Source organism: Embleya sp. NPDC050493, from assembly GCF_044458105.1.
In the GTDB taxonomy this organism is placed as follows: Bacteria; Actinomycetota; Actinomycetes; order Streptomycetales; family Streptomycetaceae; genus Embleya.
In genome coordinates, this window is the sequence record NZ_JBITHP010000016.1 from 119,180 (window position 1) to 134,319 (window position 15,140).

Here is a 15,140-nt window from a genome sequence, read left to right on the forward strand (position 1 = left end):
CGACGATGCTTCCAACGCGCCGTCCCACTCCGGGAGAACCCCATGAGCACCCCTGGCGGGTCCGAGTACGGCCCCTACCACGAGCAGCCGCACGGCGACGCGCAGAGCCCCTACGGCGAGCCCTACCCGCCCTACGGGTACGGCTACGGACCGGGGGAGTCGCCCGCACCGTACGGCTACGGCCAGGCGCCCCAGTACGGGCAGCAGTCGCCGTACGGATACGGCTACTACCAACACCCCGGCTACGGCGGCTACCTGCCCCAGCCGGGCACCAACGGCCTGGCCATCGCGTCGATGATCCTGGGCATCGTCTGGCTGTACTGGCTGGGCAGCCTGCTCGCGGTGATCTTCGGGCACATAGCGCTGGCCCAGACCGCGCGCACCGGGCAGCAGGGCCGCGGCATGGCGATCGCCGGCGTGGTCCTGGGCTGGATCGGACTGGCTCTGCTGGCACTGGCCATCGTGGTGCTCGTGCTGGACTCCGACGGCCACGAGTATTCGGAGTACCTGAACCTGTTCGGCGCGCTCCGCGCGGTGGGCTGAGTCACGTTCGAGCCATCCGGTGGGCGCAGGGCGCGCGCTCGTTCGCCTCAGGCCGCAATGCCGGGTACGGTGGGGCTCGGAGGGTGATGTACCGCCCTGAACGATTCGGTGCTCCACCAAGGTGAGAGCGCCGAATTCCATGTCGTGGCGGGGGTCTTTCTTTTCGCTTTGACCTCTGCTGCTGTGGTAGGTAGTCTCTCTCCTTGTGCCTGGGGTGTCCCCGGGCTCTTGTGCCTGCGCTCACCGCAATCCCGACGGGATGCGTGCGTGAGAGGGCGCGAGAGACCGACCCACAGCCTCCTGAGCAAGCACACTCCCAAGACCGGGCGACACGCCCGACCGCGGGGGTCGGACTTGCGGGTGGCTCCGGCGTCGACCGGGATGCAGGCCGATTCAGACATTGCAGTCGCTTCAAAAAGACCGCTCGGCACGAAGAAGACGGAGACGCGGTGCCCACGATCCAGCAGCTGGTCCGAAAGGGCCGCCAGGACAAGGTCGACAAGGCCAAGACTCCGGCGCTCAAGGGGAGCCCGCAGCGTCGCGGCGTGTGCACCCGTGTTTACACGACGACGCCGAAGAAGCCGAACTCGGCGCTTCGCAAGGTCGCGCGTGTGCGCCTCACGAGTGGCATCGAGGTGACGGCCTATATCCCCGGTGAGGGTCACAACCTCCAGGAGCACTCGATCGTGCTCGTTCGCGGTGGTCGTGTGAAGGACCTCCCCGGTGTCCGCTACAAGATCATTCGTGGTTCGCTCGACACCCAGGGTGTCAAGAACCGCAAGCAGGCGCGCAGCCGCTACGGCGCGAAGAAGGAGAAGAGCTAATGCCGCGTAAGGGCCCTGCCCCCAAGCGACCGGTCATCATCGACCCGGTTTACAACTCGCCGTTGGTCACCTCGCTGGTGAACAAGGTCCTGATGAGCGGCAAGCGCTCCGTCGCCGAGAAGATCGTCTACGGCGCACTCGAAGGTTGCCGCGAGAAGACCGGTACCGACCCGGTCATCACGCTCAAGCGCGCCCTCGAGAACGTGAAGCCGACCCTCGAGGTCCGCAGCCGCCGTGTCGGTGGCGCGACCTACCAGGTGCCGGTCGAGGTCCGTCCGGGCCGCTCCACGACCCTCGCTCTCCGCTGGCTCGTCGGCTACTCCCGCGCCCGTCGCGAGAAGACGATGACCGAGCGTCTGATGAACGAGCTCCTGGACGCGAGCAACGGTCTGGGTGCCGCGGTCAAGCGCCGCGAGGACACCCACAAGATGGCCGAGTCCAACAAGGCCTTCGCGCACTACCGCTGGTAGTTCCACCCGCAACGACGAGAAGCCGAGAGAAGACAAGCCACGATGGCTACCACTGCTCTTGATCTGGCCAAGGTCCGAAACATCGGCATCATGGCCCACATCGACGCGGGCAAGACCACCACCACCGAGCGGATCCTGTTCTACACCGGGGTCAACTACAAGATCGGTGAGGTTCATGAGGGCGCTGCCACCATGGACTGGATGGAACAGGAGCAGGAGCGCGGCATCACCATCACGTCTGCCGCGACGACCTGTCACTGGACGCTCGACGACGTCGATCACACGATCAACATCATCGACACCCCCGGCCACGTCGACTTCACCGTCGAGGTGGAGCGTTCGCTGCGCGTGCTCGACGGCGCCGTCACCGTCTTCGACGGTGTCGCCGGCGTGGAGCCGCAGTCCGAGACCGTTTGGCGTCAGGCCGACCGGTACGGCGTGCCGCGCATCTGCTTCGTGAACAAGCTCGACCGCACCGGCGCCGAGTTCCACCGCTGCGTCGACATGATCGACGCGCGACTGGGCGCGGTTCCGCTGGTCATGCAGCTGCCGATCGGCACCGAGATGGACTTCCAGGGTGTTGTCGACCTGGTCGCCATGAAGGCGCTGGTCTGGTCGGCCGAGGCGGCCAAGGGCGAGATGTACGACGTCGTCGACATCCCGGCCACGCACACCGAGGCCGCCGCCGAGTACCGCGGCAAGCTGCTCGAGACGATCGCCGAGTACGACGACGAGATGATGGAGCTGTACCTGGAGGGCCAGGAGCCCACCACGGAGCAGTTGATCGCCGCGATCCGTCGCGCGACCATCGCCTCGACCAAGGGTGAGAACAAGGGCAAGCCGACGTTCACTCCGGTGTTCTGCGGTACCGCGTTCAAGAACAAGGGTGTTCAGCCCCTGCTCGACGCGGTCGTCCGTTACCTGCCGTCGCCGCTCGACATCGAGGGCATCCAGGGCCACGCGGTGAACAAGGAGGAAGAGGTCATCGTGCGCCAGCCGCGCGATGACGAGCCCTTCGCGGGCCTCGCCTTCAAGATCATGCGTGACCCGCACCTGGGCAAGCTCACCTTCGTCCGGGTCTACTCGGGTGTCCTGGAAGCCGGCAGCTCCGTGCTGAACTCGGTGAAGGGGCGCAAGGAGCGCATCGGCAAGATCTACCGGATGCACGCGAACAAGCGTGAGGAGATCCCGTCGGTCGGCGCGGGCGACATCATCGCGGTGATGGGTCTCAAGGACACCACCACCGGTGAGACGCTCTGCGACCCGGCGAACCCGGTGATCCTCGAGTCGATGACGTTCCCGGCCCCGGTCATCGAGGTCGCGATCGAGCCGAAGTCCAAGGGCGACCAGGAGAAGCTGGGTGTCGCCATCCAGTCCCTCGCCGCCGAGGACCCCTCGTTCCAGGTGCACTCGGACGAGGAGACCGGCCAGACGATCATCGGCGGCATGGGCGAGCTGCACCTCGAGGTGCTGGTCGACCGGATGAAGCGCGAATTCCGCGTGGAGGCCAACGTCGGCAAGCCGCAGGTGGCCTACCGCGAGACGATCCGCAAGGTCGTCGAGCGCGTGGACTACACGCACAAGAAGCAGACCGGTGGTACCGGTCAGTTCGCCAAGGTGCAGATCGCGCTCGAGCCGCTCGAGGGTGACGCGTACGAGTTCGTCAACAAGGTCACCGGTGGCCGTATCCCCAGGGAGTACATCCCCTCGGTGGACGCGGGTGCGCAGGAGGCCATGCAGTACGGCGTTCTCGCCGGCTACCCGATGGTCGGCGTGCGTCTGACGCTGATCGACGGTGGCTACCACGAGGTCGACTCGTCCGAGCTCGCGTTCAAGATCGCCGGTTCGCAGGCGTTCAAGGAAGCGGCTCGGCAGGCCAGTCCGGCTCTTCTGGAGCCGATGATGGCCGTCGAGGTCACCACGCCCGAGGACTACATGGGCGATGTGATCGGCGACCTCAACTCGCGTCGCGGCCAGATCCAGGCCATGGACGAGCGCTTTGGTGCGCGCGTCGTCAAGGCTTTGGTCCCGCTGTCGGAGATGTTCGGCTATGTCGGCGACCTCCGCAGCAAGACCTCGGGTCGCGCGAGCTACTCCATGCAGTTCGACTCCTACGCCGAGGTTCCGAGGAACGTCGCCGAGGAGATCATCGCCAAGTCGCGCGGCGAGTAATTCCGCCACCGCGGCATCAGCGATACCAGGGGGACCCGGGGTCCACAGGACTCCGGTGCCCCCGCCCCGGCTCACCCCCGATACCCGACGTCGTACGGCGTAAAGAACCAGTCCACAGGAGGACCCCAGTGGCGAAGGCTAAGTTCGAGCGGACTAAGCCGCACGTCAACATCGGCACCATTGGTCACATCGACCACGGTAAGACGACGCTGACCGCGGCGATTACCAAGGTGCTGCACGACGCGTACCCGGACCTGAACCCCTTCACGCCGTTCGACCAGATCGACAAGGCGCCGGAGGAGCGGCAGCGCGGTATCACGATCTCGATCGCGCACGTCGAGTACCAGACGGAGAACCGTCACTACGCGCACGTCGACTGCCCCGGGCACGCCGACTACATCAAGAACATGATCACCGGTGCCGCGCAGATGGACGGCGCGATCCTCGTGGTCGCCGCCACCGACGGCCCGATGCCGCAGACCAAGGAGCACGTGCTCCTGGCCCGCCAGGTCGGCGTTCCGTACATCGTGGTCGCGCTGAACAAGGCCGACATGGTGGACGACGAGGAGATCCTGGAGCTCGTCGAGCTCGAGGTGCGCGAGCTCCTCTCCGAGTACGAGTTCCCGGGCGACGACCTTCCGGTCGTGCGGGTCTCGGCGCTCAAGGCGCTCGAGGGCGACAAGGAGTGGGGCGAGAAGCTCCTCGGCCTCATGGCCGCCGTCGACGAGGCGATCCCGACCCCGCCGCGTGACACCGACAAGCCGTTCCTCATGCCCGTCGAGGACGTCTTCACGATCACCGGTCGTGGCACGGTCGTCACCGGCCGCATCGAGCGTGGCATCGTCAAGGTCAACGAGACTGTCGACATCGTCGGCATCAAGGAGACCAAGACCACCACCACGGTCACCGGCATCGAGATGTTCCGCAAGCTGCTCGACGAGGGTCAGGCGGGCGAGAACGTCGGTCTGCTCCTCCGTGGCATCAAGCGCGAGGACGTCGAGCGCGGCCAGGTCATCATCAAGCCCGGTTCGGTCACGCCGCACACCGAGTTCGAGGCCCAGGTCTACATCCTGTCGAAGGACGAGGGTGGCCGTCACACCCCCTTCTTCAACAACTACCGGCCGCAGTTCTACTTCCGTACGACGGACGTGACCGGCGTGGTGACCCTCCCCGAGGGCACCGAGATGGTCATGCCGGGTGACAACACCGGCATGGACGTCGCGCTGATCCAGCCGATCGCCATGGAAGAGGGCCTGCGTTTCGCCATCCGCGAGGGTGGCCGCACCGTGGGCGCCGGCCAGGTCGTCAAGATCAAGAAGTGATGAAATCCCGCCCGCCGGTCCACCTGGGTCGGCGGGCGGGGCTTTGTCCGGATCGATTCCACCCCCTAGGTGGGACCGGATATCCATCGCTCGGGGGCTCCCTCAAACCTGGGAGAGTCGCTCGATTGGCCAAGCCCGCCATTCGTGGGGCATACTAGCCAAGTTGCTCGGATAGACAACGGGCTGCGTCGTGCCTGTCGTACAGACGGAATCGGGCGCCGGCCCTGTTGACTCCGAACAATCGGTGGACTTCTGTCCTGCCACCCATGCAGCCGGCGTCGTCGCTTAGCGACCTCGTGTCGTCCTTTCGCTTGCCGCAGCGAAGGTGACGCCGAGAGTACGTTGCCCAGGCCCCCAGGCCGCCCGTAAGGGTTTCCAAGGGGTGCTTGTGAGCAACAGAGCGACACGCCCGACCGCGGGGGTCGGCGGGGAAGGGAAACCCCAAGGGGTTTTCAGCCCAAGTCTTCTCCCCGTGTCAGCGGGGGTGATCCGCAGCGGTACGAGAGAAGGAATTCGAAGCAGCCATGGCGGGACAGAAGATCCGCATCAGGCTCAAGGCCTACGACCACGAGGTCATCGACAGTTCGGCGAAGAAGATCGTCGAGACGGTGACGCGTACTGGTGCGCAGGTTGCGGGACCGGTGCCGCTGCCGACCGAGAAGAACGTGTACTGCGTCATCCGCTCGCCGCACAAGTACAAGGACTCGCGCGAGCACTTCGAGATGCGCACTCACAAGCGGCTCATCGACATCCTCGACCCCACGCCGAAGACGGTCGACTCGCTTATGCGTCTCGACCTGCCGGCCGGCGTCGACATCGAGATCAAGCTCTGAGGACGCACCGACGATGACGAAGCAGATGAAGGGCATTCTGGGCAAGAAGCTCGGCATGACCCAGGTCTGGGACGAGAACAACCGCGTCGTTCCAGTGACTGTGGTCGAAGCCGGGCCCTGCGTCGTGACCCAGGTCCGCAACGCCGAGGTCGACGGCTACTCCGCCGTCCAGATCGCGTTCGGCGCGATCGACCCGCGCAAGGTGAACAAGCCGCTCGCCGGCCACTTCGCCAAGGCCGGGGTGACCCCGCGTCGCCACCTGGTCGAGCTCCGCACCTCCGACGCCGGCGAGTACACGCTGGCGCAGGAGATCACCGCCGAGGTGTTCGAGGCCGGCCAGAAGGTCGACGTCATGGGCACCTCGAAGGGCAAGGGCACGGCCGGTGTCATGAAGCGACACGGCTTCAAGGGTCTCGGCAGCTCGCACGGTACGCAGCGCAAGCACCGCTCGCCCGGCTCGATCGGTGGCTGCGCCACCCCGGGTCGCGTGTTCAAGGGCGTGCGCATGGCAGGCCGCATGGGTAACGAGCGCGTCTCCACCCAGAACCTGACCGTTCACGCCGTCGACGCCGAGAAGGGCCTGCTCCTGATCAAGGGCGCGGTCCCCGGTCCGAACGGCGGCCTGGTTCTGGTGCGCACTGCTGCGAAGGGTGTGTGAATTTCATGACCAGCATTGACGTTCTTTCGCCCGCCGGCGAGAAGTCCGGGACGATCGACCTCCCCGCGGAGCTGTTCGACGTCCAGGTGAGCATCCCGACGATCCACCAGGTCGTCGTGGCCCAGCTCGCCGCGGCTCGTCAGGGCACGCACAAGACCAAGACTCGTGGCGAGGTCCGCGGTGGTGGGCGCAAGCCGTACCGCCAGAAGGGCACCGGCCGCGCCCGTCAGGGCTCGACCCGCGCGCCGCAGTTCGCCGGTGGTGGCGTCGTGCACGGTCCCGTGCCGCGTGACTACGAGCAGCGGACCCCGAAGAAGATGAAGGCGTCCGCCCTGCGCGGTGCCCTCTCCGACCGGGCGCGTCACGAGCGCATCCACTGCGTTTCCGCGCTGATCGAGGGCGACAAGCCGTCGGTCAAGGCGGCGAAGACGCTGCTCGGCAAGATCAGTGAGCGCAAGAACGTGCTCCTGGTCGTCGAGAAGTCCGACACCACTGCCTGGCTGAGCGCCCGCAACCTTCCGCAGGTGCACTTGCTCGAGGTCGGGCAGCTGAACACCTACGACGTGCTCGTCTCCGACGACGTGGTCTTCACGAAGGCCGCTCTGGAGCGCTTCATCGCCGGACCGGCGCAGGCCGCCTCGGCGGTCGCGAGCTCCGACGAGCTCGAAGGGAGCCACGCGTGAGCACCGACACCGTCGAGAGCACGACGAAGGTCACCAGCAAGACCTACACCGACCCGCGCGACGTGCTGCTGAAGCCGGTGATCTCGGAGAAGAGCTACGGGCTCATCGACGAGAACAAGTACACGTTCATCGTGCACCCCGACGCCAACAAGACCCAGATCAAGCAGGCCGTCATCGCGGTCTTCGGAGTCAAGGTCGAGAGCGTCAACACGATCAACCGCGTTGGTAAGCGCAAGCGCACCAAGACCGGTTTCGGCAAGCGCAAGGACACGAAGCGCGCGATCGTCACCCTTGCAGAGGGCGAGCGGATCGACATCTTCGGTGGACCCGTCGGCTGACGGCCGCTGATACGGACGAGGACTAAGAGAAGCCATGGGCATCCGCAAGTACAAGCCGACGACGCCGGGCCGTCGTGGCGCCAGCGTCGCCGACTTCGTCGAGATCACGCGGTCCGAGCCGGAGAAGTCGCTGGTCCGCCCTCTGCACAGCAAGGGTGGTCGTAACAACCACGGCCGTGTGACTGCTCGCCACCAGGGTGGCGGCCACAAGCGCGCGTACCGACTGATCGACTTCCGGCGCAACGACAAGGACGGCGTTCCGGCGAAGGTCGCTCACATCGAGTACGACCCGAACCGCACCGCGCGCATCGCCCTTCTGCACTACGCGGACGGCGAGAAGCGCTACATCCTGTGCCCGAACAAGCTGAAGCAGGGCGACCGGATCGAAAACGGTCCGGGCGCCGACATCAAGCCGGGCAACAACATGCCGCTCCGGAACATCCCGGTCGGTACGGTCATCCACGCCATCGAGCTTCGGCCCGGTGGCGGCGCGAAGATCGCCCGTTCCGCGGGTGTCAGCGTGCAGCTGCTGGCGAAGGAGGGCGCCCACGCGACCCTCCGCATGCCGTCGGGCGAAATTCGCCTGGTCGACGTGCGCTGCCGGGCGACGGTCGGCGAGATCGGCAATGCCGAGCAGTCGAACATCAACTGGGGCAAGGCCGGTCGCATGCGCTGGAAGGGCAAGCGCCCGACCGTCCGCGGTGTGGCGATGAACCCCATCGACCACCCGCACGGTGGTGGTGAGGGTAAGACCTCTGGTGGTCGCCACCCGGTGAGCCCCTGGGGTAAGCCCGAGGGTCGTACTCGCCGGCCGAAGAAGGCCAGCGACAAGCTCATCATCCGCCGCCGCAAGACGAACAAGAAGCGCTAGGAGCAGTCTCGATGCCGCGCAGTCTCAAGAAGGGACCCTTCGTCGACGGCCACCTCATCAAGAAGGTGGACGTACAGAACGACAAGGGAACCAAGAACGTCATCAAGACCTGGTCCCGCCGCTCGATGATCGTCCCGGCGATGCTGGGCCACACGATCGCGGTGCACGACGGCCGTAAGCACGTCCCGGTGTTCGTGACCGAGTCGATGGTCGGCCACAAGCTCGGCGAGTTCGCGCCGACTCGGACCTTCCGCGGTCACGAGAAGGACGACCGGAAGTCGCGTCGTCGCTGACGCGGCGAATCGCATGGATATCGAGATGAGCAAGGGGACGTCGATGGAAGCCAGGGCTCAGGCGCGGTACATCCGCGTCACGCCCATGAAGGCCCGCCGTGTGGTGGACCTCATCCGTGGCATGAACGCCGCGGAGGCCCAGGCGGTCCTGCGATTCGCTCCGCAGGCCGCGAGTGAGCCGGTCGGCAAGGTGCTGGACAGCGCCATTGCCAACGCCGGTCACAACCACAACTTGGACACGAACATCCTGTACGTGTCCGCCGCCTACGTGGACGAGGGTCCGACCCTCAAGCGTTTCCGTCCGCGGGCACAGGGCCGGGCGTACCGCATCCGCAAGCGCACCAGCCACATCACCGTGGTTGTCGCCGAGAAGGAGAGGACCCGCTAGTGGGCCAGAAGGTTAACCCGCACGGGTTCCGTCTCGGCATCACCACGGACTTCAAGTCCCGGTGGTACGCCGACAAGCTGTACAAGGACTACGTCGGCGAGGACGTCAAGATTCGTCAGATGATGACGAAGGGCATGGAGCGCGCCGGGATCTCGAAGGTAGAGATCGAGCGCACCCGTGAGCGCGTCCGCGTCGACATCCACACCGCCCGGCCGGGCATCGTCATCGGCCGTCGTGGTGCGGAGGCCGACCGCATCCGCGGTGAGCTGGAGAAGCTCACCGGCAAGCAGGTTCAGCTGAACATCCTCGAGGTCAAGAACCCCGAGGTCGACGCTCAGCTTGTGGCGCAGGGTGTGGCCGAGCAGCTCTCGAGCCGCGTGTCCTTCCGCCGCGCGATGCGCAAGGCGATGCAGAGCTCCATGAAGGCCGGGGCCAAGGGCATCAAGATCCAGTGCGGTGGTCGTCTGGGTGGGGCCGAAATGTCCCGCTCGGAGTTCTACCGTGAGGGTCGCGTGCCGCTGCACACGCTGCGCGCCAACGTCGACTACGGCTTCTTCGAGGCCCGTACGACGTTCGGTCGCATCGGCGTGAAGGTGTGGATCTACAAGGGCGACGTCAAGAACATCGCCGAGGTCCGCGCCGAGAACGCTGCGGCTCGTGCCAGCAACCGTCCCGCCCGCGGCGGCGCTCCCGAGCGTCCCCGTCGTGGTGGCGAGGGTGGCGGCGGCGGTCGTGGCGGCGAGCGCGGTGGCCGTGGTGGCCGCGGCGGACGTCCGCAGCAGAACGACGCGCAGGCCACCGGTTCCTCGGACACCGGCTCCGCGCCGGCGGCCGAGGCTGTGAACTCGGCGCCCGAATCCGGATCGGAGGCCTGACCCCGATGCTGATCCCCCGCAGGGTCAAGCACCGCAAGCAGCACCACCCCAAGCGTGGTGGCCGCGCCAAGGGCGGTACGGAACTGGCGTTCGGCGAGTACGGCATCCAGGCCCTCGGCCAGGCGTACGTGACCAACCGTCAGATCGAGTCCGCTCGTATTGCCATCACCCGGCACATTCGCCGTGGTGGCAAGGTGTGGATCAACATCTACCCCGACCGTCCGCTGACCAAGAAGCCTGCCGAGACCCGCATGGGTTCCGGTAAGGGCTCGCCCGAGTGGTGGGTCGCGAACGTCAAGCCCGGTCGGGTGATGTTCGAACTGTCGTACCCGAACGAGAAGGTGGCTCGTGAGGCGCTTACCCGCGCCGTGCACAAGCTGCCGATGAAGTGCCGGATCGTCCGGCGCGAGGCTGGTGAGGCGTGATGGCGGCCGTTACCAAGGCGTCCGAGCTCCGCGAACTCGGTGACGAGGAAATCGTCGCCAAGCTCCGCGAAGCCAAGGAGGAGCTGTTCAACCTCCGTTTCCAGGCGGCGACCGGGCAGCTCGAAAACCACGGGCGGCTCAAGGCTGTCCGTAAGGACATCGCCCGGATCTACACGCTGATGCGCGAGCGCGAGCTGGGCATCGACGTGCAGGAGACCGGAGGCGCGGCGTGAGCGAGAAGACTGAGATGACTGAAGCAACCCGGGGTTTCCGCAAGACCCGTGAGGGCCTCGTCGTCAGCGACAAGATGGACAAGACCGTCGTCGTCGCCGTCGAGGACCGCGTGAAGCACCCGATGTACGGCAAGGTCATCCGCCGCACGAACAAGCTGAAGGCTCACGACGAGCAGAACGCCTGTGGCGTCGGTGACCGTGTCGTCCTCATGGAGACTCGGCCGCTGTCCGCCAGCAAGCGCTGGCGCATCGTCGAGATCCTCGAAAAGGCCAAGTAGCGAGCGCCGGTCGCCCCACCATCCGTGGGTCGTGACCGCGACGTGACGATCAGGAGTTAGACGTGATCCAGCAGGAGTCGCGACTGCGAGTCGCCGACAACACGGGTGCGAAGGAGATTCTCTGCATCCGTGTGCTCGGTGGCTCCGGCCGGCGCTACGCGGGCATCGGGGACGTCATCGTTGCCACCGTCAAGGACGCGATCCCCGGTGGCAACGTGAAGAAGGGCGACGTCATCAAGGCAGTCGTCGTGCGGACGGTCAAGGAGCGCCGGCGTGTCGACGGCTCCTACATCCGCTTCGACGAGAACGCCGCCGTTGTCCTGAAGAACGATGGCGAACCCCGAGGCACCCGTATTTTCGGTCCGGTCGGCCGTGAGCTTCGTGAGAAGAAGTTCATGAAGATCATCTCGCTCGCGCCGGAGGTGCTCTAACCAATGGCGAAGGCGATGAAGATCAAGAAGGGTGACCTGGTACAGGTCATCACGGGCAAGGACAAGGGCAAGCAGGGCAAGGTCATCGCGGCCTACCCGCCGAAGGAGCGCGTCCTGGTCGAGGGCGTCAACCGGATCAAGAAGCACACCAAGGTCGGTCAGTCCGCCAAGGGTGCCAAGACCGGTGGCATCATCACCCAGGAAGCCTCCATCCACGTCAGCAACGTGATGCTGGTGGTGGAGAAGGACGGTAAGAAGGTCCCGACGCGGACCGGCTTCCGGTTCGATGACGAGGGCAACAAGATCCGGTACGCCAAGCGGACCGGTGAGGACATCTGATGACGGTCACCACTGAGGCGCGCGAACTGCCGCGTCTGAAGCAGCGTTACCGCGAGGAGATCCTCGGCAAGCTGCGTGAGGAGTTCTCGTTCGAGAACGTCATGCAGGTTCCGGGCGTCACCAAGATCGTGGTCAACATGGGTGTGGGCGACGCCGCCCGCGACTCGAAGCTGATCGACGGCGCGATCAAGGACCTGATGGCCATCACCGGCCAGAAGCCCCAGGTCACGAAGGCCCGCAAGTCCATCGCGCAGTTCAAGCTGCGTGAGGGTCAGCCGATCGGCGCGCACGTTACACTGCGCGGCGACCGCATGTGGGAGTTCCTCGACCGTCTGCTGTCGATCGCGCTGCCGCGTATCCGCGACTTCCGCGGTCTCTCGCCGAAGCAGTTCGACGGCCGCGGCAACTACACCTTCGGTCTCACGGAGCAGTCGATGTTCCACGAGATCGACCAGGACAAGATCGACCGCGTTCGCGGCATGGACATCACTGTGGTGACCAGCGCCAAGAACGACGACGAGGGCCGCGCTCTGCTGCGTCTCCTCGGCTTCCCGTTCAAGGAAGCGTGAGCAGTCGGCTCGCCGACTGAGGAACGCAACAAGGAGACTGAGACGTGGCGAAGAAGGCCCTGATCGCAAAGGCCGCCCGCAAGCCGAAGTTCGAGGTTCGTGGCTACACGCGCTGCCAGCGCTGTGGCCGTCCTCACTCGGTGTACCGCAAGTTCGGCCTGTGCCGCGTGTGCCTGCGCACGATGGCGCACGCCGGCGAGCTGCCGGGCGTCACCAAGAGCAGCTGGTAGTTCACGACGGTCGCCTCGGCGACCGACGCGGCACCCGCACATCGGTCGTCCCGTGGGGACGAACGAGAACAGTAACGACGTCGTAGGTCCCGCACCGCAGTCGTCGCTTCGCCGCTCTCCCTCGGGAGGGCGGCGGGGCGAGGGATCGCACGCCGGGAAACCACGGCGAGAAAGGCCTTGAGGCCGTCATGACCATGACCGACCCCATCGCAGACATGCTGACCCGTCTGCGGAACGCCAACTCGGCTTATCACGACGACGTCGTGATGCCGTTCAGCAAGATCAAGTCGCACATCGCGGAGATCCTCCAGCAGGAGGGTTACATCCAGGGCTGGCGCGTCGAGGACGCGGAGGTGGGCAAGAAGCTCACCGTCGTCCTCAAGTACGGCCCGAACCGCGAGCGCTCGATCGCCGGCGTCCGCCGCGTGTCGAAGCCCGGTCTGCGGGTGTACGCAAAGTCCACGAACCTGCCGAAGGTGCTCGGTGGCCTCGGCGTCGCGATTATCTCGACGTCGACCGGTCTCCTCACCGACAAGCAGGCGGCCAAGAAGGGCGTGGGCGGGGAAGTCCTCGCCTTCGTCTGGTAAGGGAAGGGAAGGAGAGCAATGTCGCGCATCGGACGTCTCCCCATCCCGGTTCCCACCGGTGTGGACGTCACCATCAATGGCCGCGAGGTTGTCGTGAAGGGCCCCAAGGGTTCCCTGTCGCACACCATCGCCGCCCCGATCGAGATCGCAAAGTCGGATGACGGCACCCTCGCGGTGACCCGTCCCGACGACGAGCGTCGCTCGAAGGCCCTGCACGGGCTGTCCCGGACGCTGGTGGCGAACATGATCACTGGTGTGACCCAGGGATACATCAAGAAGCTCGAGATCAGCGGTGTCGGTTACCGAGTCCAGGCGAAGGGCTCCTCGCTGGAGTTCGCGCTCGGATTCAGCCACCCCGTCGTCGTCGAGGCCCCGGAGGGCATCACCTTCGTGGTCGAGGCCCCGACCCGTTTCTCGGTCGAAGGCATCGACAAGCAGAAGGTCGGTGAAATCGCCGCGAACATCCGCAAGCTGCGGAAGCCCGACCCGTACAAGGCCAAGGGCGTCAAGTACGCCGGCGAGGTCATCCGCCGCAAGGTCGGAAAGGCTGGTAAGTAGGCATGGCTGTCGGCGTGAAGACCGGCAAGGGCGTTGCGAAGAAGTCTGTCGCACGCAAGCGCCGGCACATTCGGGTGCGGAAGAAGGTTTCCGGCACCCCGCTGCGGCCCCGTCTCGTCGTGAGCCGCTCCACCCGTCACATGGTGGCGCAGGTTATCGACGACATCGCCGGCCACACTCTCGCTTCGGCCTCCACGATGGACCCGTCCATCCGTGGTGGTGAGGGCGACAAGACCGCTCAGGCTCGCAAGGTCGGCGAATTGGTCGCCGAGCGCGCGAAGGCTGCCGGTGTAGAGGCTGTCGTGTTCGACCGCGGTGGTAACAAGTACCACGGTCGTATCGCCGCCCTCGCGGATGCCGCACGCGGAAACGGGCTCACCTTCTGAGCCCGCTGCTCCGGACAAGCTTCGAACGACAGATGAGGACATTCTGATGGCTGGACCCCAGCGCCGCGGTGGCGGCGCCGGCGGCGGCGAGCGGCGGGACCGGCGGGATCGACGTGATGGTGGCGCAGCCGCCGAGAAGACCGCTTACGTCGAGCGCGTCGTCGCGATCAATCGCGTCGCCAAGGTCGTGAAGGGTGGTCGTCGCTTCAGCTTCACCGCGCTGGTCGTGGTTGGCGATGGCGATGGCACCGTAGGTGTCGGTTACGGCAAGGCCAAGGAGGTGCCGGCCGCGATCGCCAAGGGTGTTGAAGAGGCCAAGAAGCACTTCTTCAAGGTCCCCCGTATCCAGGGCACCATTCCGCACCCGATCCAGGGTGAGAAGGCTGCCGGCGTCGTGCTCCTGAAGCCGGCCTCGCCGGGTACCGGTGTCATTGCCGGTGGCCCCGTGCGCGCCGTGCTCGAGTGCGCCGGCATCCACGACGTGCTGAGCAAGTCGCTCGGTTCGTCGAACCCGATCAACATCGTGCACGCGACCGTCGCGGCGCTCCAGGGGCTCGTTCGCCCCGAGGAGATCGCGGCTCGTCGTGGCCTGCCTCTGGAGGACGTGGCCCCGGCCGCGCTTCTGCGGGCCCGCGCGGGGGTTGGTGCGTAATGGCACGTCTCAAGGTCACGCAGACCCGATCCAAGATCGGTGGCAGGCAGAACCAGCGGGACACTCTCCGTTCGCTCGGTCTCAAGCGCGTCCACGACGTGGTCGTCAAGGAAGACCGCCCGGAGATCCGCGGCATGATCGCGACGGTGTCGCACCTCGTCACCGTCGAGGAGGTCGACTGA

General features: G+C 66.0%; 25 protein-coding genes. All 25 read left to right on the forward strand.

Going from position 1 to position 15,140, the window contains the following annotated elements; translation table 11 throughout:
• Positions 1–42: 42 nt before the first annotated feature.
• On the forward strand, positions 43–543 hold the full coding sequence (locus ACIBM5_RS28040) for a DUF4190 domain-containing protein (protein WP_396009331.1): 501 nt from the start codon (positions 43–45) through the stop codon (positions 541–543).
• Positions 544–992: 449 nt separating this feature from the next.
• Complete coding sequence (rpsL, locus tag ACIBM5_RS28045; RefSeq protein ID WP_020549242.1) at positions 993–1,367, forward strand: 30S ribosomal protein S12; 375 nt, start codon at positions 993–995, stop codon at positions 1,365–1,367.
• Positions 1,367–1,837: a 30S ribosomal protein S7 gene (gene rpsG / locus ACIBM5_RS28050; protein WP_020549241.1), complete on the forward strand. Its 471-nt coding sequence runs from the start codon at positions 1,367–1,369 to the stop codon at positions 1,835–1,837. The genes rpsL and rpsG overlap by 1 nt, the downstream gene beginning before the upstream one ends.
• A gap of 42 nt (positions 1,838–1,879) precedes the next feature.
• Positions 1,880–4,009, forward strand: coding sequence for an elongation factor G (fusA, locus tag ACIBM5_RS28055; RefSeq protein WP_391585396.1), 2,130 nt, complete (start codon positions 1,880–1,882; stop codon positions 4,007–4,009).
• A gap of 128 nt (positions 4,010–4,137) precedes the next feature.
• Complete coding sequence (gene tuf, locus ACIBM5_RS28060) at positions 4,138–5,331, forward strand: elongation factor Tu (protein WP_391585395.1); 1,194 nt, start codon at positions 4,138–4,140, stop codon at positions 5,329–5,331.
• A 524-nt stretch (positions 5,332–5,855) separates the two neighbouring features.
• A complete protein-coding gene (rpsJ, locus tag ACIBM5_RS28065) occupies positions 5,856–6,164 on the forward strand; it encodes a 30S ribosomal protein S10 (RefSeq protein ID WP_020549238.1) in 309 nt (102 codons plus the stop codon).
• A gap of 13 nt (positions 6,165–6,177) precedes the next feature.
• Positions 6,178–6,822, forward strand: a complete 645-nt coding sequence (rplC, locus tag ACIBM5_RS28070; protein ID WP_391585394.1) for a 50S ribosomal protein L3 — start codon at positions 6,178–6,180, stop codon at positions 6,820–6,822.
• Positions 6,823–6,827: 5 nt separating this feature from the next.
• Positions 6,828–7,505 carry a 50S ribosomal protein L4 gene (rplD, locus tag ACIBM5_RS28075; protein WP_020549236.1) on the forward strand — a complete coding sequence of 226 codons (678 nt, stop codon included), beginning with the start codon at positions 6,828–6,830 and terminating at the stop codon, positions 7,503–7,505.
• Positions 7,502–7,843, forward strand: coding sequence for a 50S ribosomal protein L23 (rplW, locus tag ACIBM5_RS28080; RefSeq protein ID WP_020549235.1), 342 nt, complete (start codon positions 7,502–7,504; stop codon positions 7,841–7,843). Before rplD ends, rplW begins: the two co-directional genes overlap by 4 nt.
• A gap of 34 nt (positions 7,844–7,877) precedes the next feature.
• Entirely contained in the window at positions 7,878–8,714 is an 837-nt protein-coding gene (gene rplB / locus ACIBM5_RS28085; RefSeq protein WP_020549234.1) for a 50S ribosomal protein L2, read from the forward strand.
• A gap of 11 nt (positions 8,715–8,725) precedes the next feature.
• Complete coding sequence (gene rpsS, locus ACIBM5_RS28090) at positions 8,726–9,007, forward strand: 30S ribosomal protein S19 (protein WP_020549233.1); 282 nt, start codon at positions 8,726–8,728, stop codon at positions 9,005–9,007.
• 43 nt (positions 9,008–9,050) lie between these two features.
• Positions 9,051–9,395 carry a 50S ribosomal protein L22 gene (gene rplV / locus ACIBM5_RS28095; protein ID WP_026217944.1) on the forward strand — a complete coding sequence of 115 codons (345 nt, stop codon included), beginning with the start codon at positions 9,051–9,053 and terminating at the stop codon, positions 9,393–9,395.
• Positions 9,395–10,270 (forward strand): 30S ribosomal protein S3, encoded by an 876-nt coding sequence (rpsC, locus tag ACIBM5_RS28100; protein WP_355532993.1) that lies wholly within the window; start codon positions 9,395–9,397, stop codon positions 10,268–10,270. Before rplV ends, rpsC begins: the two co-directional genes overlap by 1 nt.
• 5 nt (positions 10,271–10,275) lie before the next feature.
• A complete protein-coding gene (gene rplP, locus ACIBM5_RS28105; protein ID WP_020549230.1) occupies positions 10,276–10,695 on the forward strand; it encodes a 50S ribosomal protein L16 in 420 nt (139 codons plus the stop codon).
• Positions 10,695–10,928, forward strand: a complete 234-nt coding sequence (gene rpmC / locus ACIBM5_RS28110) for a 50S ribosomal protein L29 (RefSeq protein ID WP_020549229.1) — start codon at positions 10,695–10,697, stop codon at positions 10,926–10,928. The genes rplP and rpmC overlap by 1 nt, the downstream gene beginning before the upstream one ends.
• Positions 10,925–11,206, forward strand: coding sequence for a 30S ribosomal protein S17 (rpsQ, locus tag ACIBM5_RS28115; protein WP_355532996.1), 282 nt, complete (start codon positions 10,925–10,927; stop codon positions 11,204–11,206). The genes rpmC and rpsQ overlap by 4 nt, the downstream gene beginning before the upstream one ends.
• A 62-nt stretch (positions 11,207–11,268) precedes the next feature.
• Positions 11,269–11,637, forward strand: coding sequence for a 50S ribosomal protein L14 (rplN, locus tag ACIBM5_RS28120; protein WP_078975728.1), 369 nt, complete (start codon positions 11,269–11,271; stop codon positions 11,635–11,637).
• A gap of 15 nt (positions 11,638–11,652) precedes the next feature.
• On the forward strand, positions 11,653–11,976 hold the full coding sequence (gene rplX / locus ACIBM5_RS28125) for a 50S ribosomal protein L24 (RefSeq protein WP_026217943.1): 324 nt from the start codon (positions 11,653–11,655) through the stop codon (positions 11,974–11,976).
• A complete protein-coding gene (gene rplE, locus ACIBM5_RS28130) occupies positions 11,976–12,545 on the forward strand; it encodes a 50S ribosomal protein L5 (protein ID WP_020549225.1) in 570 nt (189 codons plus the stop codon). Before rplX ends, rplE begins: the two co-directional genes overlap by 1 nt.
• A 44-nt stretch (positions 12,546–12,589) precedes the next feature.
• Positions 12,590–12,775: a type Z 30S ribosomal protein S14 gene (locus ACIBM5_RS28135; protein ID WP_020549224.1), complete on the forward strand. Its 186-nt coding sequence runs from the start codon at positions 12,590–12,592 to the stop codon at positions 12,773–12,775.
• Between the two features lie 188 nt (positions 12,776–12,963).
• Entirely contained in the window at positions 12,964–13,362 is a 399-nt protein-coding gene (rpsH, locus tag ACIBM5_RS28140; RefSeq protein ID WP_020549223.1) for a 30S ribosomal protein S8, read from the forward strand.
• 18 nt (positions 13,363–13,380) lie between these two features.
• Positions 13,381–13,920: a 50S ribosomal protein L6 gene (rplF, locus tag ACIBM5_RS28145; protein ID WP_020549222.1), complete on the forward strand. Its 540-nt coding sequence runs from the start codon at positions 13,381–13,383 to the stop codon at positions 13,918–13,920.
• A 2-nt stretch (positions 13,921–13,922) separates the two neighbouring features.
• Positions 13,923–14,306, forward strand: coding sequence for a 50S ribosomal protein L18 (gene rplR / locus ACIBM5_RS28150; protein ID WP_020549221.1), 384 nt, complete (start codon positions 13,923–13,925; stop codon positions 14,304–14,306).
• 46 nt (positions 14,307–14,352) lie between these two features.
• The gene (rpsE, locus tag ACIBM5_RS28155; protein ID WP_020549220.1) at positions 14,353–14,958 is read left to right on the forward strand and encodes a 30S ribosomal protein S5; all 606 of its coding nucleotides are present in this window, start codon (positions 14,353–14,355) and stop codon (positions 14,956–14,958) included.
• Positions 14,958–15,140 (forward strand): 50S ribosomal protein L30, encoded by a 183-nt coding sequence (gene rpmD / locus ACIBM5_RS28160; RefSeq protein ID WP_020549219.1) that lies wholly within the window; start codon positions 14,958–14,960, stop codon positions 15,138–15,140. The genes rpsE and rpmD overlap by 1 nt, the downstream gene beginning before the upstream one ends.

Bases quoted from the DNA above. Each gene is read 5' to 3' on its own strand.
- rplR (WP_020549221.1), top strand. From the start codon at position 13,923: ATGGCTGTCGGCGTGAAGACCGGCAAGGGCGTTGCGAAGAAGTCTGTC.
- rplP (WP_020549230.1), top strand. From the start codon at position 10,276: ATGCTGATCCCCCGCAGGGTCAAGCACCGCAAGCAGCACCACCCCAAG.
- rplB (WP_020549234.1), top strand. From the start codon at position 7,878: ATGGGCATCCGCAAGTACAAGCCGACGACGCCGGGCCGTCGTGGCGCC.
- ACIBM5_RS28040 (WP_396009331.1), top strand. From the start codon at position 43: ATGAGCACCCCTGGCGGGTCCGAGTACGGCCCCTACCACGAGCAGCCG.
- fusA (WP_391585396.1), top strand. From the start codon at position 1,880: ATGGCTACCACTGCTCTTGATCTGGCCAAGGTCCGAAACATCGGCATC.
- rplV (WP_026217944.1), top strand. From the start codon at position 9,051: ATGGAAGCCAGGGCTCAGGCGCGGTACATCCGCGTCACGCCCATGAAG.
- rplD (WP_020549236.1), top strand. From the start codon at position 6,828: ATGACCAGCATTGACGTTCTTTCGCCCGCCGGCGAGAAGTCCGGGACG.
- rpmD (WP_020549219.1), top strand. From the start codon at position 14,958: ATGGCACGTCTCAAGGTCACGCAGACCCGATCCAAGATCGGTGGCAGG.
- rpsH (WP_020549223.1), top strand. From the start codon at position 12,964: ATGACCATGACCGACCCCATCGCAGACATGCTGACCCGTCTGCGGAAC.
- rplX (WP_026217943.1), top strand. From the start codon at position 11,653: ATGAAGATCAAGAAGGGTGACCTGGTACAGGTCATCACGGGCAAGGAC.
- rplE (WP_020549225.1), top strand. From the start codon at position 11,976: ATGACGGTCACCACTGAGGCGCGCGAACTGCCGCGTCTGAAGCAGCGT.
- rpsS (WP_020549233.1), top strand. From the start codon at position 8,726: ATGCCGCGCAGTCTCAAGAAGGGACCCTTCGTCGACGGCCACCTCATC.
- rpsJ (WP_020549238.1), top strand. From the start codon at position 5,856: ATGGCGGGACAGAAGATCCGCATCAGGCTCAAGGCCTACGACCACGAG.
- rpsE (WP_020549220.1), top strand. From the start codon at position 14,353: ATGGCTGGACCCCAGCGCCGCGGTGGCGGCGCCGGCGGCGGCGAGCGG.
- rpmC (WP_020549229.1), top strand. From the start codon at position 10,695: ATGGCGGCCGTTACCAAGGCGTCCGAGCTCCGCGAACTCGGTGACGAG.
- rplF (WP_020549222.1), top strand. From the start codon at position 13,381: ATGTCGCGCATCGGACGTCTCCCCATCCCGGTTCCCACCGGTGTGGAC.
- rpsG (WP_020549241.1), top strand. From the start codon at position 1,367: ATGCCGCGTAAGGGCCCTGCCCCCAAGCGACCGGTCATCATCGACCCG.
- rplC (WP_391585394.1), top strand. From the start codon at position 6,178: ATGACGAAGCAGATGAAGGGCATTCTGGGCAAGAAGCTCGGCATGACC.